Below are 15005 nucleotides of genomic sequence, written 5' to 3'. Positions count from 1 at the left end.
GCTCCCCCTGACCATCTGCCCATCTAACGGCAGCCGCCATGCAAAGTTTAGCCCGGCCCTCAATACACCCGGGCCTTGGGCGGAAAGGAGTCGACCGTCAGTGGCTTCAGCCGCACGGGCTTGTAATCCAGGCGCTGATCGGCGCTGAAATAGAGCGAATGGCGCAACCAATGGTCATCGTCGCGCTGCGGGAAGTCGGCACGGGCGTGCGCGCCACGACTCTCGGTACGGGCCGCAGCCGAAACCATGGTCGCTTGCGCCACCTCGATCAGGTTATCCAACTCCAAGGCCTCGATGCGCGCGGTGTTGAACACCCGGCTCTTGTCACCGATAGCGGTTTGGCGCGCGCGCTCCGCCACTTCCCGTATCTTGTCCACGCCTTCGGCCAGCAGCTCGGGGAAGCGGAACACGCCGCAATGGGTCTGCATCACCTCGCGCATCGCCGCGCCGACCTCGGCCACGCGCTCGCCATGCTGCTGGCTCTCCAGTCGCGCCAGACGTGCCAGTGCCGGGTCGGCTGCGCCGTCCGGCAAGCGTTTGGGATGCGGGTTGCGCTGCAAGTCCTCGACGATCTGGCGCGCCGCTTCGCGGCCAAACACGATGAGATCGAGCAAGGAGTTGCAGCCCAGCCGGTTCGCGCCATGCACCGAGACACAGGCGCATTCGCCGATGGCGTACAGGCCTTGCACCACCTCTTCCGGCGCAGTGCCGTAGGGCGCGACCACCTGGCCGTGCAGGTTGGTGGGAATGCCGCCCATCATGTAATGCGCGGTGGGCACGACGGGGATAGGCGCTTTGGCCGGGTCGACGTGAGCGAACGTGAGCGAAATCTCGCGGATGCCGGGGAGGCGATGACGGATCACCTCGTCACCGACATGATCAACTTTCAGCAGTACATGGTCGGCGCGCGGGCCGCAGCCGCGCCCTTCCTTGATTTCGGTGGCGATGGCGCGCGACACCACGTCGCGGCTGGCCAGGTCCTGCGCGGTCGGCGCATAGCGCGGCATGAAGCGCTCGCCGTCTTTGTTGACGAGGTAGCCACCCTCGCCGCGCACGCCCTCCGAGATCAGCACGCCCGCGCCGTACACACCGGTGGGGTGGAACTGGAAAAACTCCATGTCCTGCAAGGGGATGCCCGCACGCGCCGCCATACCGAGGCCGTCGCCGGTGTTGATGTAGGCATTGGTGCTGGAAGCGAAGATGCGCCCTGCCCCACCGGTGGCGAGCAAGGTGGCGCGGGCGTGGAACAGCGTGACTTCGCCGGTCTCGATCTCCAGTGCGGTGACACCAAGCACGTCGCCGTGCTCGTCGCGCACCAGATCGAGCGCCATCCATTCGACGAAGAAATGGGTGTTGGCGCGCACGTTGCGCTGGTACAGCGTGTGCAGCAGCGCATGGCCGGTACGGTCGGCGGCGGCGCAGGCGCGCGGCACCGACTCGCGCCCGAAGGCCTGCATGTGGCCGCCGAACGGGCGCTGGTAGATCTTGCCGCTGTCGAGCCGGTCGAAGGGCATGCCGAAGTGCTCCAGTTCATACACCACCTCGGGCGCGGCACGGCACATGAACTCGATGGCATCCTGGTCGCCCAGATAGTCGGAGCCCTTGACCGTGTCGTACATATGCCACAGCCAGTTGTCTTCCTTGACGTTGCCCAGCGCGGCCGCGATGCCGCCCTGCGCCGCCACGGTGTGCGAGCGCGTCGGGAACACCTTGGACAGCACCGCCACCTTGAGGCCGGATTCCGCCAGCGTGAGCGCCGCGCGCATCCCCGCGCCACCCGCGCCCACCACCACCACATCAAAGGTTCGTTTGTTGACCGCCATCACATGCCCCAGAGAATTTGCACCGACCAAAGGGTGTACAACACCAACAGCAGGATGACCACGACGTGGATCGCCAGCCGAATGAAAGCTGGTTTGACGTAGTCCATCACGATGTCGCGCACGCCTATCCAGGCGTGGTAGAACACCGCCAGCAGGAACAGCAGCGAAAACGTACGCATCACGTTGCTGGAGAACAGCCCGGTCCAGCCGTCGTAGCCGGGTTGCGGATGGAGCAGCAGCCAAGCCCCGACGAAGATACTGTAGGCGGCGATCGCCACAGCGGTCACGCGCTGGGCCAGCCAATCGCGCAGACCGTAATGCGCGCCGGTCACCATCCGGTTCACCATAGCCTCACTCCAAACAACGCAGTCAATGACAGGCTGACGGCCAGCACCAGCCAGCTCGAAGAGCGTGCCTGCGCCAAGCCGGAGACCAGGTGCGCATCGATCAACAGATAACGGATGCCTGCACACAGGTGATGCAGGAATCCCCAAAGTAAACCCAGCAACACCAGCCTGAGCAGCCCGGACTGCAGCAGTTCGCTGACGCGCGTATACGTCTCGATCGAACGCAGGCTTTGCTGCAACAGCCACAGCAGCAGCGGCAATGCCAGGAACAGCAAGGCACCGCTGACGCGGTGCAGGATGGAGACGAACCCCGGCAGGGGTAGTTTGATCGAAAACAGGTCGAGATGTTTGGGTCGGCTGGGCATTGCAGAAGATCAGAAAAGCACGATGGCCGCCATCTTACACCCGTGCGCAGGTGCTGTTTTGCGTGCCGCATAAAAAAGCGGGCAACTTGCGTTGCCCGCTTTCAGATGACACTTACCGCACTGACTTAGAAGGAGTGCTTCATGCCCAACGAGATCGCAGACAGGTTCTTGCCCAGCCCGGTCGTGGCAACACCACCTGCGGTGGAGCCAGCAGTCGCGAAGTTGTAGTTGGCTGCCGAACCGTTGTTCAGCTGAGTGTACAGGGCATACACCGAGGTACGTTTGCTCAGGCTGTTCTCGTAAGCAGCGGAGATTTGGGTCGCACCGGTGTTGGCCGTAGCGGTTGCGCCAGCCTTGGTGTAAGCCAGCTTCAGCGCGTGTGCGCCGAACGCATACTTGGCCGACACGTAAGCCGCGTTGTGACCGTACTTATTGGCATTCGCCGCGCCGAAATTGTCGGTGCTCTTTTCATAGGCGACGCCCAAATCCAATGCATCCGCGATCTTGTAACCCAGACCCAGCTTGGCAGAAGACTCCTTCAAACCAGCCAGTGCCGCTGCGCCAGCGATGGTGCCGGTGCCAGCCGTACCGAAGGTGTGCTCTTCGTAGGCCAAGCTGCCGTAGAAGTCAGCCATGTTGAACATACCGGCGACCGAGATGGCGGAGCCTTTCTTGTCGGCGGCCAGAGTCTGTCCTTCTGCGCCAGCGACATAGGCGATCGCGCCCGTGAAGCCGCCCAGATCAGGCGTGATATAGGCCAGCACATCGGTCGGACGACCATCGAAGGAAGAGCCGACGCTCTTGCCAGCCACACCGCCCATCAGGGTGCGGTTATCGGCCAAGTAGTCGCCGAACACGTCCAGCCTGCGGGTGGCGATCTTGTAAGGCGTGTCGTGACGGCCCAGCAACACGGTGCCTGCGCCGCTCTTCAAGCCGGCAAAGGAGTTGCGGGTGGCGAGGGTGCTGACGTTGGCGGTCGAGTTGTCGATGTTGATCTGTTGCTCGATCTGCCAGATGGCGCTCAGACCGTCGCCGATATCCTCGCTACCTTTGAAACCCAACTTGGACACATTGCTGGACACCTTCAGCGCATCGACGCCTGCACCTTGCTTGACCGAATCGACCGACACGTGGGCCAGGCCGTAGACAGTCACGTTGCTGTCAGCCAGCGCGGGTGCAGACACGGCAGCCGTCACAGCCAGTGCGATCAGTTTCTTGTACATCATGGAATCTCTCCTTAGTTCTATCATTGGTGTTGTGAGCCGCCCTATGCGACGGCGCGCATCGTAGCCAGACAGTGTTACGCCCTGATGAATTATTCTTTACAGAAAAATTCGAGTTATCAGGGCACCACAAGGCTTCATCGTCCTGCAACAAGCGGACCACATAATGGGATAAACCATTACCTGGAGTCCCGTGTCATGTCCATTGCCAAACGCCTAGTGCTGTTGCTACTGACCGCCGTGATGACCATCCTCATGGTCGGCGGCATCAACCTGTTCCTGTTCACGCATATCGAGAAGAATGTCACCCGGCTGACGGAGCATTCCTATCCCTCGGTCATCGCGCTGCACGACCTGTCCGCCGAGTTCAAGGATGTGCTGCCGGTGCTATTGGCGCACATCAATGAGCAAAACCCCGAGCTGATGCATGCGCAAGAAGAGAAGCTGCGCACCATCCAGGCGACGTTCCGGCATAGTCTGGACGCGGTGGATGTACGGTTCACCGGCGCACAGGAACAAAAGCAGTTCAAGTTCGTCCGGGAAAGCGCGGATGAATATTTCACGGCGCTGGATGAAGCCGTGCAAGCCTCCCGACGGGGCAACAAGGAGCTGGCCTCGGCCATCACCTTCGGCAGCGTCGTACCGTCCGGCGACATCATCCATCAGACCTTGAACGCATTGCGCATCAGCTCCGATCGGGCGCAGGCCGAGGCGAACGCCGACCTCGCCGACATCTTCCAGCAGGTGATGCTGGGTTACGGTCTGGTCACGCTGCTCTCCATCGCGCTGTTGGCAGCGGTGAGCTACTTTCTGTACCGCAGCATCGTCGCTCCACTCAAGGCACTGGAAAACACCGTACAGGCGATCTCGACCTCGCTGGATTTCACCCGGCGCGCGCCGGTCAACGGCAAGGACGAGATCGGCAGAACCATCAGTGCCTTCAATCAGTTGCTGGATGTGGTACAGAAAAGCTTCATCGAACTACGGAACTGCATCGTGGAAATGGTCCAGGCCTCACTGGATCTGCAGCAGTCCGCCCAGATGATGGCCCACACATTTTCCGAGGGTAATACTCTGGCCACACAGATGGGGCAATCGCTGATCAACGTGGCGGATAACATATCGATGATCGCCCAACGCAGCAAGGAAACCAGTCTGCTGGTAGAAAATTCCGGCATCATCGCCATCCAGAGCGCCGGTGCGATCCAGACCAGCGTCAACGAGATCGATGCCGCCTCCAGCGTGGTGGGCCAGGCTGCCGACAAGATCCACGAGCTCACCTCGGCCAGCCAGAACATCCTGAGTATGGTCTCCATCATCCGCAACGTGGCCGAGCAAACCAACCTGCTGGCGCTGAATGCTGCCATCGAGGCGGCCCGCGCGGGCGAGTACGGTCGCGGCTTCGCCGTCGTGGCCGACGAGGTACGCAGTCTGGCCGAACGCACCAGCCTGTCTGCACGCGAGATCAGCCAGTTCTCCAACGAGATCCACACGGTCTCCACCGAAGCGACCTCGGCGATGCATCATGTCATCCAGCAAGTGAACAAGGGAGTGATCGAAGCGCGCCAGGCCGACGAGGCCGCGCAACAGATCCGGCACGGCTCGGAAAAGACCCTGACGCTGATCCAGGACATCCACTCAGCCATCGACGCGCAAACCGGCTCCAGCAAGCACATCTCGGGCGATGTGCGACAACTGATGGGACTACTCGACATCACCGACACTTCAGCCAAACACACAGCCACCCGCTCAGAGCTGCTCAACGAACTGGCCATGCGTATGAGCGAGGTGGTGGGGCGATTCAAAACCGCCTGAGTCGCTTCACTCGGAGAATTCCGGCCCCACGGCGAAACGCAGGAACGCCGACGCGTCCACGCCCTCCCGCTCACGCCCGCTCAACCACCACACCGCGCCTTTGCGCAGACTGAGATCGGTGTCACGACCGGTGAGCAAGCGGGCAGCGGCGCGACCCAACGTAGGCTGGTGGCCAACCACCACCACGCAGCCCTCTGCCTGTGGCCAGCCTGCCACCTGCAACAACGCTGCGACGGTGGCATCGGGTGCCAGAGCGGGTTCGATCTGCACGGGCAGCCCCAACGCTGCCGCCGTCTGGCGGGCGCGCACGGCGGGGCTCACCAGGATGCGCGCCGTCTTGGGCAGGCGCGGTGCCAGCAGTTCGGCCATGCCACGGGCCTGACGCAGACCCTTGGCCGTCAACGCGCGCTCCAGGTCGGGCAAACCATATTCCGCATCGGCATGACGCCACAGGATAAGCTCCATCTCTTTGTCCCTATTGAATTATTACAATTTACCCGCAAGAAGATACTGTATATATTGTTATCGCGACACCAACCACTGAAGGAGAGCGTCATGACTGACAAGACTGTACCACCTGCCGCCAAACAAGCGCCTGCCACCCGAACCGCCCCCGCCCGCACCACTCGCACCAAGGCCGCCGCAGCGGGCAAAGCCGCACCTGTCGTCCCCGCACCGCCCAAAGCTGAGGCGAAGAAGGACAAGAAGGCCAAACCGACCAAGATGAAGGTCATCCGGGATAGCTTTACCCTGCCGCAGGATGATTACGCCAGGATCGCGCAGCTCAAACAGCTCTGCCTCAAGACGGGTCTGCACGTGAAGAAGAGCGAACTGATCCGCGCAGGTCTGCGCCTGTTGAGCAAGCTGGACGAGGCCCAGCTCCACACCGAGATGAGTGCGCTGGAGAAGGTCAAGACCGGTCGACCCAAGGCCTCCTGAGCGTCATACGACCTGGGGTGCCCGACTGACCAGGTCTTGCAACAACGAGCGCTGCGCGCACCTCGGTGCCGCGCGGCGTGATGTCTTCAGTCGGTAGTGGCCGTCCGCTTCCATGTGCCAGGCTTGTGTGTTGTCACGCAAGTAGACCCTGAGTCCTTCGCCTATCACCCGTTTTTTGAGCTTCCGGTCCAGTACCGGGAAGCAGGCCTCGATGCGGCGAAAGAAATTGCGTTCCATCCAGTCCGCGCTGGACAGGTAGACATCGTGCGCCAGGTCGTTGCGGAAATACAGGATGCGCGTGTGCTCCAGAAACCGGCCAACCACGGAGATCACCCGGATGTTCTCGGACAGCCCGGCCACGCCCGGACGCAGCGCGCACACGCCGCGCACGATCAGGTCGATCTTGACTCCCGCCTGCGATGCCTCGTACAGCGCGAGGATGATCTCCGGCTCCAGCAGGGCGTTCATCTTGGCGATGATGTGTCCGCCCTTGCCCGCCTGCGCCAGACGGGTCTCGTTGCGGATGGCGCGCAGCACCTCAGCATGCAGGGTGAACGGTGACTGCCACAAGTGATGCAGCTTGCCCGCCCGCCCCAACCCGGTGAGCTGCACGAACATCTCGTTCACGTCGGCGCACATCGCCTCGTTGCAGGTGAACAGTCCAAAGTCGGTGTACAGCCTGGCGGTACGCTGGTGATAGTTGCCCGTCCCGAGATGCACATAGCGGCGCAACTTACCCTCTTCACGACGCACCACCATCAGCATCTTGGCATGGGTCTTGTGGCCGACCACGCCGTACACCACGTGCGCCCCCGCCTCTTCCAGCCGACTGGCCCAATTGATGTTGGCTTCTTCGTCAAAACGCGCCAGCAACTCGACCACCACCGTCACCTCCTTGCCACGCTGGGCGGCGGAGATCAACGCTTCCATCAGGGCCGAGTCTGCGCCAGTCCGGTAGATCGTCTGCTTGATGGCGACCACGGCGGGATCGTTCGCCGCCTGAACGATGAAATCGATCACCGGCTTGAACGACTGGAAGGGATGGTGCAGCAACACATCGCCCTTGCGGATGACCTTGAACAGGTCCGCTCCCTTTTTCTGCAACACGCCGGGGATGCCGGGCACGAACGGCGGGAACTTCAGGTCGGGACGAGCCACCTGATCCGGGATGCCCATCAGGCGGACCAGATTGACCGGGCCGTGCACACGATAGGAATCCTCAGCCCCCAGCCCGAATTGGCTCAACAGGAACGCTTCCATCTGTAACGAGCAGTTGTCCGCCACTTCCAGCCGCACCGCGTCGCCGTAGTGTCGCTGCGGCAGCTCACCCTGCAAGCTGGTGCGCAGGTTCTTGACCTCTTCCTCGTCCACGAACAGGTCGCTGTTGCGGGTGACGCGGAACTGGTAGCAGCCCAGCACTTCCATACCCGCGAACAACTCACCGACATGGGCATGCAGGACGGACGAGAGGAACACGAACCCGTGCGGGCATCCCGCCACTTCGGGCGGGACCGGGATGGTGCGTGGCAACATGCGCGGAGCCTGCACGATGGCCTTGGCCGAACTGCGCCCGAAGGCATCCTTGCCTTCCAGCTCGACCGCAAAATTCAGGCTCTTGTTGAGCACGCGCGGGAACGGATGCGCCGGATCCAGCCCGATCGGGGTCAGCACCGGCATCACCTCACGGAAAAAGAAATCCTTCACCCAAGCCTGTTGCACCTCGTTCCAGTGGGTGCGACGCAGGAAGCGGACTCCCTCCACCGCGAGTGCGGGGAAGATGTCCTCATTGAGCAACTGGTACTGGCGCATGATGATCCGGTAAGCCTCCTCACGCACTTGCGCGAACACCTCACCGGCATCCGTGCCGTTCTCCCCGCCCGCGCCCCTACCGCTCTTGATCCGCTCTTTCAGGCCGGCCACGCGTATCTCGAAGAACTCGTCCAGATTGCTGCTGACTATGCACAGGTATTTCAGGCGCTCCAGCAAGGGCACACGCGCATCCGCCGCTTGTGACAGCACACGCCGATTGAATTCCAGCAGCCCCAACTCCCGGTTGATGAGCTGCTGCGGCAGATAGTCCCGGTCCTCACCGACCTTCAGGTGGCGACCGCCCTCGGGGATCGCCACCACTGATACAGCATGTTCAATACCCATACTTGCTTTCGATTCGTCCATGTCGCCAGTCTATGCGGTTTTTATGTCAACAAGATGACAGTCGCCATCACAACAGTAACCAAAAACACATCTCCCTGTCACCTTGACGCAACAAAGCCAGCCTAACCTTCCCACCGTACCGTTGCTGCAACCGAACCACCAGACCACAGGAGTCCGCCCCATGTCACATGCCAACGAACCGCAACTCTCCCCGATCTGGACCCTGGGAGAATTCTCCGGCACCGAACACTACACTCTGGGCTTGCCGTTCCGCATCCCGCACGATGAGACTTCGAGCGAACTCGATGCCGTACTCAGCAAACGCAGCCTGTCGGCCTTGTTCCAGCCCATTCTGGCGATGGACAGCGGTGAATTCGTCGGCTTCGAGGGACTGATCCGGGGACCGGCCAACAGCCCGCTGCACTCGCCCTGCAACCTGTTCAGCGCGGCCAAACAGCAAGGCCGGGCGCTTGAGGTCGAGATGCTGTGCCGCCAAGTGGTGCTGGAGCGCTTCGCCCAGCTACGCCTGCCGGGCAAGCTGTTCCTCAACATCAGCCCGGATGCGCTGACCCATCCCAGCTTCAAAAACGGCCAGACGTTGGCGTTCATGGACAAGCTCGGCATCGCGCCTGAGCAGGTCATCATCGAGATCACCGAGAACCAGCCCATCTTTGATTTCGAGGCGATGCGCAACGCCCTGTTGCACTATCGCCAGATGGGCTTCCAGATCGCGATGGACGATCTGGGCGAAGGCTTTTCCAGCCTGCGCTTGTGGTCGGAACTGCGCCCCGATTTCGTCAAGATCGACATGCATTTCGTGCAGGGCGTGAACCTCGACCCGCTCAAGCTGCAGTTCCTGAAATCCATCCAGCAGATCGCGGACAGTTGCGGCACGCAGGTCATCGCCGAAGGCGTGGAGACCGAGGCCGAGCTGCGTACCCTGCGCGACATCGGCATCGCCATGGGCCAGGGCTATTTCATCGCCCGCCCCAGCCCCACGCCGCCCCTGATCGCGCCGCCTGAAGTCGTCCAGGTGCTCAACCGCGCGCGCGTCGCCGAACACCCCAAGAACGCGGTGCTGTCCAACCTCAGCGTGACCGCCCACAAATTGCTGACGTATGTCGACCCGGTCACGCCCGAAACCGATAACGATACCGTTCTGGCACGCTTCGCCGAGGCCGGCAACCTGCACAGCATCCCCGTGGTGGAGAATGGCAAGCCGGTCGGGATGATCAACCGCTACTCGTTCATCGACTGTTTCGCCCAACCTTTCCGCCGCGAGTTGCTGGGCAAGAAACCCTGTCAGCAGATGATGCAAACCCCGCTACTGGTCGAGAAGGACACCCCGGTGCAGGAACTGAGCCAGTTCCTGACCGAGACCGAGGGCCGCCATTTCGCCGATGGCTTCCTGATCACCGAAGGTGGCCGCTATCTGGGGGTAGGCACCAGCCAGAGCTTGCTGCGTGTCATCACCCAGATGCAGATCGAGTCCGCCCGCTACGCCAACCCGCTGACGATGCTGCCGGGCAACGTCCCGATCAACGAACAGATCGAACGACTGCTGGGTGACAGCGAACCGTTCTACGCCTGCTATTGCGACCTCGACAACTTCAAACCCTTCAACGATGTCTACGGCTACAGCAAGGGCGATGAACTGATCCAGATGACCGGACGTATCCTGCATCATGCCTGCGATCCGAAGCTGGACTTTCTCGGCCACATAGGCGGGGACGACTTCATCCTGTTGATGCGCAGCCCGGACTGGCAGAAACGCTGTAACGATGCGCTGCGCTCCTTTGCCGAGCTTTCTTCGTCCTTGCTCAGCGACGAGCATCGATGGCGCGGTGGTTACGAGAGCGAGGATAGACAGGGCCGCATCATCTTCCATCCCTCCCCCGCGCTGTCCATCGGTGCCGTCCATATCGACCCGCGCCGGTTCGAGTCACACCACGAGGTCTCGGCGGCGAGCGCTCGCGCCAAGAAGATGGCCAAACAGATCCGTGGCAACAGCCTGTTCATCGAACCGCGCAGACAAGGCGCAGTACTAATGCCGGTCGACTGAGCATATGTACCCAGGAAAGACCCGGCTACGCTTCGTCCTCTTCAGGGCAATGCGCGTCCTGCTTCATCTGGCCGGTGGAGTGCCGCTGGGCTTGCTCTGCCCGCTGCTGGGCCGTGCGCGGCAACGGCGCATGCTGCAACGCTGGTGCAGCGACCTGCTGCAGTTACTCCACATCCGCCTGCAAACACAGGGGCAGATGCTGCGCGACATCCATCGCCCCGGACTGGTCGTCGCCAATCACACTTCCTGGCTGGATGCGATCGCCCTGAGCGCTGTCGCCCCTGAGCGCTGCGTCACGGGGAACGGGTTGCGCTTCTGGCCGCTGACCGGAGGGGCCCGGCGCTGGAGCGACCGACCTCCGACAGCGGATGACAGCGCACGACTCTGCGACCAGATCACGGCAAGACTGCGCGGCGGAGAATCGGTCATCCTGTTCCCGGAGGGGGCGGCCAGCGCAGGCAAGCTGCCAGGCCATTTCCACTCCATCCTGCTGCAAAGTGCCATCGATTGCCAGGTACCGGTACGCCCTGTCGCCATCCGCTATCACGACCGCGATGGCCGCCCGTCGCGGGCCGCCGACATCATCGGGACAACCACCCTGCCACGTTCACTTTGGCGCATCCTGCGCAGTCCGGACCTGCACGTCACGTTGACCGGGCTGGCCGAACTCCCCTGCGCCGGGGAGACCCGGCGCCGCCTGGCCAGGGATGCGCATGCCAGCATCAGCCTCGCCCTGCGTCACCCCGTGGCTGCCTCGCCGCAGCCATCCGACCCGTGCCGGGACGGAACCGAACCGGCGCTGTACTCGCTGATGCTGCCCAGCGCGCTGCACCCCCACACCTACGACCTGCGCTGATCGCGGCGGCGTGACGGCAGCATGCGCAAGCTCAGGGCTTCTCCAGCCAGCGCTGCAAAGAGGCCCATTGCTCCCGTTCGCGCACCGTTTGATGCAACGGCAGATCAAAGATGCTCTTGCCTTCTACCAGCGTGTTCACATAGACCTGCGCCTCGCGCAGACAGGCCAGCACCGGCAGGTCCAGACCGGCCAGGAACTCCTCCAGCGCGGCCGCCGCACGCGTGCGGGCGGACATGCGCATGCCGACCACGCCCACCTGCAACCTGCCCTTGCGCACGGCTTTCTCTGCTCTCAATAGATCCAGGAAATCCTGACTGGCCTGCATGTCGAACAGGGAAGTTCCGACCGGCACGATGACCTTGGAGGCGAGCTTGATGGCCCGCTCCAGATTCTTGCCGTGCAAACCGGCGGCGGAATCGATCACCAGCCAATCCGCCTCGGGCCGCTCGTCGCGCCGCGTCTCCAGCGGCCAGATCACCGGCAACTCGGGCGAGCGCCGCTCCAGCCAGAGACGGGCCGAGCGCTGTCTGTCCATATCCAGCAAAGTGACCTGTCCGCCGGCAAACGCCAGACTGGATGCCACGTTGACTGCCAAGGTAGTCTTGCCGCTCCCGCCTTTGGGATTGGCGATCAGGATGGTCTGCATGATGAGCCTTTCGATCTGCTATCAACGACGCTGCGAGGCAGCGTCCGCTGGCGCAAGCATGACGCATATCGACTCGCTTGGCCAGATGGCTCGGGCGACAATCGTGCATCCCGCCATGAGATGAAACTGTAATACTATTACGCTATGCTGTAGCACTCGAAAATCCAGTCGCCATTCCACGTTGGGTCAACCATGCTCAAACACTCCGTCCTTGCCGCGATCGACCTGGGCTCCAACAGTTTCCATCTGGAGATCGCCCGCGTCATCAACGACCAGATCTTTCCGCTCGACACCCTGCGCGAGCCGGTGCGACTGGCTTCCGGCCTGACCGCCGACAAACGGCTGGACGAAGAGACACAGCAACGCGCGCTGGCGTGCCTGACCCGTTTCGGCGAACGGCTGCGCCAGTTGCCGCCGGGCGCGGTGCGGGCGGTGGGCACCAATTCGCTGCGGGTCGCCAAGAACGCGCACGAGTTCCTGCTGCGTGCCGAGGCGGCGCTGGGCTTCCCCATCGAGATCATCGCCGGACGCGAAGAGGCTCGCCTGATCTATCTCGGTGTCGCCAACAACCTGCCGCCCTCGTCGGAGCGCCGCCTAGTGGTGGACATCGGCGGCGGTTCAACCGAGCTCATCATCGGCAGCGGCACCCAGCCGGAGAAGCTCGAAAGCCTGTACATGGGCTGCGTCAGTTACACCCTGCGCTTCTTCCCGGACGGGAAGATCACCAAGAAGGCGCTGCTCGCCGCCGAACTTGCCGCCAGGAACGAGCTGCAAAGCATCGTCAGCGAATACTCCAACGAGTTCTGGCACGAGGCCATCGGCTCCTCGGGCACGGCCCGCACGCTGGCCGGCATCCTGCAACGCAACGGCTGGTCCGACGGCAGCCTGACGCAAGAGGGGCTGGTCGCGCTGCGCAACCATCTGCTCAAGATCGGCGACACATCGCAACTGGACAAACTCGGCTTCCGCGCCGACCGCCTGCAAGTCCTGCCCGGCGGCTTCGCGATCATGTACGCCATCATGACCGAGCTCGACATCCCGCGCCTCACCACCAGCCGCTTCGCCCTGCGCGACGGCATCCTGCACGACCTGCTCGGGCGCTTCCACGATCACGATGTGCGCGATGTCACGGTGAGCAACTTCATGCAGCGCTATCAGGTCGATCCCGCCCAGGCGCAGCGCGTGGAGCGACTGGCCGGGTCGTTGCTGACGGCACTCACCCACGACCTGGTCGGCCAGCACGACACCCATCACCGGATGCTGGGCTGGGCCGCTCGCCTGCACGAGATCGGCCTGTCCATCGCACACAGCGGCCACCACAAACATGCCGCCTACATCCTGGTCAACGCCGACATGCCCGGTTTCTCCAGGGACGAACAGGAGGCGCTCAGCCATCTGGTGCTGGCCCATCGCGGCTCGCTCAGGAAGATGAACGGGTCGTTACAGCAAAACGATCTGTGGCGGCCGGCACTGGCCCTGCGTCTGGCCGCCCTGCTCTACCGCAGTCGTAACGAACTCAGCCTGCCGTCATGCTCGTTCAAACTCGACACCCGCCGCGTCGAACTGAGCCTGAGCAAATCCTGGCTGAAACAACACCCGCTCACCCTGGCCGCCCTCGAAGCCGAAACCGCCGAATGGCCACAGCTCGGCATCCAGCTGAAACTGCGCCAGACCGACCAGCCGGGCTGACCTGACGGCCACGCCTCAGTCGAACAACCCCATCTGCCCACCCCGAGCGGGAGGGCGGAAATGCGCGGTATCCAGCGCCACCGCCTCGCGCTTCAACCCCAGCCGTTCGCACGTCAGCCGGAAGCGTTGCGCCAGCAGGCGGGCGAACTCGCCCGCGCCGGTGAAGCGGCTGCCGTAGTCGCTGTCGTTCTCGCGCCCTGCACGCATGGCACGCACGCGGCTCATCACATGCCCGGCCTTGAGCGGATAGTGCGTCTCCAGCCAATCCTTGAACAAATCCTTCAGCTCGTAAGGCAAGCGCAGCAAGGTGTAGCCCGCCGTGCGTGCGCCGTGGTCAAAGGCAGCGGCAAGGATGCGCTCCAGTTCGGCATCGGTGAGGAACGGTATCACCGGCGCGACCAACACCCCGCACGGCACGCCCGCTGCGTTGAGCCGCTCCACCGCCTGCAAGCGTCGGCGCGGCGAACTGGCACGTGGCTCCAGCGTGCGCGCCAGCTCCGCATCCAGCGTGGTAACGGAAAGAAACACCTGCACCAGCCCGTCCCGCGCCAGATCGACCAGCAGATCGAGATCGCGCTCGACCAGCGCCGACTTGGTGACGATGGAGAGCGGATGGCGGCACTCGGCCAGCACCTCCAGCACCTGCCGGGTGATGCGCCACTCGCGTTCGATGGGCTGATACGGGTCGGTGTTGCTGCCCAGCGCGATGGGCGCACAGCGGTAGCCCGGCTTGGCCAACTCCTCCCGCAACAAGCGTGCCGCGTCTGGCTTGGCGAACAAGCGCGTCTCGAAATCCAGCCCCGGCGACAGATTGAGATAAGCGTGGCTGGGCCGGGCGTAGCAATAGATGCAGCCATGCTCGCAGCCGCGATAGGCGTTGAGCGACTGAAGGAAGGGCAGGTCTGGCGAATCGTGATGCTGGATGATGGATCGGGCCTGTTCGGCGATCACGGTGGTGGTCAGCGGCGGCAAGGCTGGGTCGTCCGTCGACCAGCCATCGTCACACACCTCACGCGCCGTCGTCTCGAAGCGCCCTGCTGGCTGCGCGGTCGTGCCACGCCCTTTGCGGACCGTCGGCCCCATGGT

13 protein-coding genes are annotated in these 15005 nt (G+C 62.9%); 5 read left to right on the top strand and 8 right to left on the bottom strand.

All coding sequences use genetic code 11. The features are described 5' to 3' along the window. Window positions 1-59 precede the first annotated feature (59 nt). The 4 genes from sdhA to DM08_RS12150 form a co-directional block, all read right to left on the bottom strand. Window positions 60-1823 (bottom strand): succinate dehydrogenase flavoprotein subunit, encoded by a 1764-nt coding sequence (sdhA, locus tag DM08_RS02280; RefSeq protein WP_035382951.1) that lies wholly within the window; start codon window positions 1821-1823, stop codon window positions 60-62. Then, a complete protein-coding gene (gene sdhD / locus DM08_RS02275; protein WP_035382950.1) occupies window positions 1823-2170 on the bottom strand; it encodes a succinate dehydrogenase, hydrophobic membrane anchor protein in 348 nt (115 codons plus the stop codon). Before sdhD ends, sdhA begins: the two co-directional genes overlap by 1 nt. Beyond that, on the bottom strand, window positions 2164-2535 hold the full coding sequence (gene sdhC / locus DM08_RS02270) for a succinate dehydrogenase, cytochrome b556 subunit (protein WP_035382949.1): 372 nt from the start codon (window positions 2533-2535) through the stop codon (window positions 2164-2166). The genes sdhD and sdhC overlap by 7 nt, the downstream gene beginning before the upstream one ends. A 125-nt stretch (window positions 2536-2660) precedes the next feature. Continuing rightward, entirely contained in the window at window positions 2661-3761 is a 1101-nt protein-coding gene (locus DM08_RS12150) for a porin (protein WP_051937736.1), read from the bottom strand. 195 nt (window positions 3762-3956) lie between these two features. Here DM08_RS12150 and DM08_RS02260 point away from each other — a divergent pair, with 195 nt between their 5' ends. After that, on the top strand, window positions 3957-5573 hold the full coding sequence (locus DM08_RS02260; protein WP_035382948.1) for a methyl-accepting chemotaxis protein: 1617 nt from the start codon (window positions 3957-3959) through the stop codon (window positions 5571-5573). Between the two features lie 6 nt (window positions 5574-5579). Here DM08_RS02260 and DM08_RS02255 read toward each other — a convergent pair whose 3' ends face one another. Further along, a complete protein-coding gene (locus tag DM08_RS02255; protein ID WP_035382947.1) occupies window positions 5580-6038 on the bottom strand; it encodes a SixA phosphatase family protein in 459 nt (152 codons plus the stop codon). 90 nt (window positions 6039-6128) lie between these two features. Between DM08_RS02255 and DM08_RS02250 the strand changes: the two genes are divergently transcribed. Then, a complete protein-coding gene (locus DM08_RS02250) occupies window positions 6129-6512 on the top strand; it encodes a hypothetical protein (protein ID WP_035382946.1) in 384 nt (127 codons plus the stop codon). Between the two features lie 3 nt (window positions 6513-6515). Here DM08_RS02250 and ppk1 read toward each other — a convergent pair whose 3' ends face one another. Beyond that, window positions 6516-8666 (bottom strand): polyphosphate kinase 1, encoded by a 2151-nt coding sequence (gene ppk1 / locus DM08_RS02245; RefSeq protein ID WP_081908730.1) that lies wholly within the window; start codon window positions 8664-8666, stop codon window positions 6516-6518. A gap of 181 nt (window positions 8667-8847) precedes the next feature. Between ppk1 and DM08_RS02240 the strand changes: the two genes are divergently transcribed. Both DM08_RS02240 and DM08_RS02235 read left to right on the top strand, forming a co-directional pair. After that, window positions 8848-10728, top strand: coding sequence for a GGDEF domain-containing protein (locus tag DM08_RS02240; RefSeq protein WP_081908729.1), 1881 nt, complete (start codon window positions 8848-8850; stop codon window positions 10726-10728). 49 nt (window positions 10729-10777) lie between these two features. Then, on the top strand, window positions 10778-11584 hold the full coding sequence (locus DM08_RS02235; protein WP_051937735.1) for a lysophospholipid acyltransferase family protein: 807 nt from the start codon (window positions 10778-10780) through the stop codon (window positions 11582-11584). 31 nt (window positions 11585-11615) lie between these two features. Here DM08_RS02235 and DM08_RS02230 read toward each other — a convergent pair whose 3' ends face one another. Continuing rightward, entirely contained in the window at window positions 11616-12230 is a 615-nt protein-coding gene (locus DM08_RS02230) for a ParA family protein (protein ID WP_035382945.1), read from the bottom strand. 192 nt (window positions 12231-12422) lie between these two features. On the opposite strand from DM08_RS02230, the gene ppx reads away from it, so the two are divergent. Beyond that, window positions 12423-13919: an exopolyphosphatase gene (gene ppx, locus DM08_RS02225; RefSeq protein WP_035382944.1), complete on the top strand. Its 1497-nt coding sequence runs from the start codon at window positions 12423-12425 to the stop codon at window positions 13917-13919. 15 nt (window positions 13920-13934) lie between these two features. Here the strand turns inward: ppx and DM08_RS02220 are convergent, their stop codons facing one another. Next, complete coding sequence (locus DM08_RS02220; protein WP_035382943.1) at window positions 13935-15002, bottom strand: PA0069 family radical SAM protein; 1068 nt, start codon at window positions 15000-15002, stop codon at window positions 13935-13937. Between the last annotated feature and the right edge of the window lie 3 nt (window positions 15003-15005).

The organism is Ferriphaselus sp. R-1, assembly GCF_000746095.1.
Taxonomy (GTDB): domain Bacteria; phylum Pseudomonadota; class Gammaproteobacteria; order Burkholderiales; family Gallionellaceae; genus Ferriphaselus.
This window is presented reverse-complemented; position numbering and strand designations above follow the sequence as displayed.

Coding starts and splice junctions, on each gene's coding strand:
- sdhD (WP_035382950.1), bottom strand. CDS start 2,170: ATGGTGAACCGGATGGTGACCGGCGCGCATTACGGTCTGCGCGATTGG.
- DM08_RS02250 (WP_035382946.1), top strand. CDS start 6,129: ATGACTGACAAGACTGTACCACCTGCCGCCAAACAAGCGCCTGCCACC.
- DM08_RS02235 (WP_051937735.1), top strand. CDS start 10,778: ATGCGCGTCCTGCTTCATCTGGCCGGTGGAGTGCCGCTGGGCTTGCTC.
- ppx (WP_035382944.1), top strand. CDS start 12,423: ATGCTCAAACACTCCGTCCTTGCCGCGATCGACCTGGGCTCCAACAGT.
- DM08_RS02220 (WP_035382943.1), bottom strand. CDS start 15,002: ATGGGGCCGACGGTCCGCAAAGGGCGTGGCACGACCGCGCAGCCAGCA.
- DM08_RS02260 (WP_035382948.1), top strand. CDS start 3,957: ATGTCCATTGCCAAACGCCTAGTGCTGTTGCTACTGACCGCCGTGATG.
- sdhC (WP_035382949.1), bottom strand. CDS start 2,535: ATGCCCAGCCGACCCAAACATCTCGACCTGTTTTCGATCAAACTACCC.
- DM08_RS02255 (WP_035382947.1), bottom strand. CDS start 6,038: ATGGAGCTTATCCTGTGGCGTCATGCCGATGCGGAATATGGTTTGCCC.
- DM08_RS02230 (WP_035382945.1), bottom strand. CDS start 12,230: ATGCAGACCATCCTGATCGCCAATCCCAAAGGCGGGAGCGGCAAGACT.
- sdhA (WP_035382951.1), bottom strand. CDS start 1,823: ATGGCGGTCAACAAACGAACCTTTGATGTGGTGGTGGTGGGCGCGGGT.
- DM08_RS12150 (WP_051937736.1), bottom strand. CDS start 3,761: ATGATGTACAAGAAACTGATCGCACTGGCTGTGACGGCTGCCGTGTCT.
- DM08_RS02240 (WP_081908729.1), top strand. CDS start 8,848: ATGTCACATGCCAACGAACCGCAACTCTCCCCGATCTGGACCCTGGGA.
- ppk1 (WP_081908730.1), bottom strand. CDS start 8,666: ATGGGTATTGAACATGCTGTATCAGTGGTGGCGATCCCCGAGGGCGGT.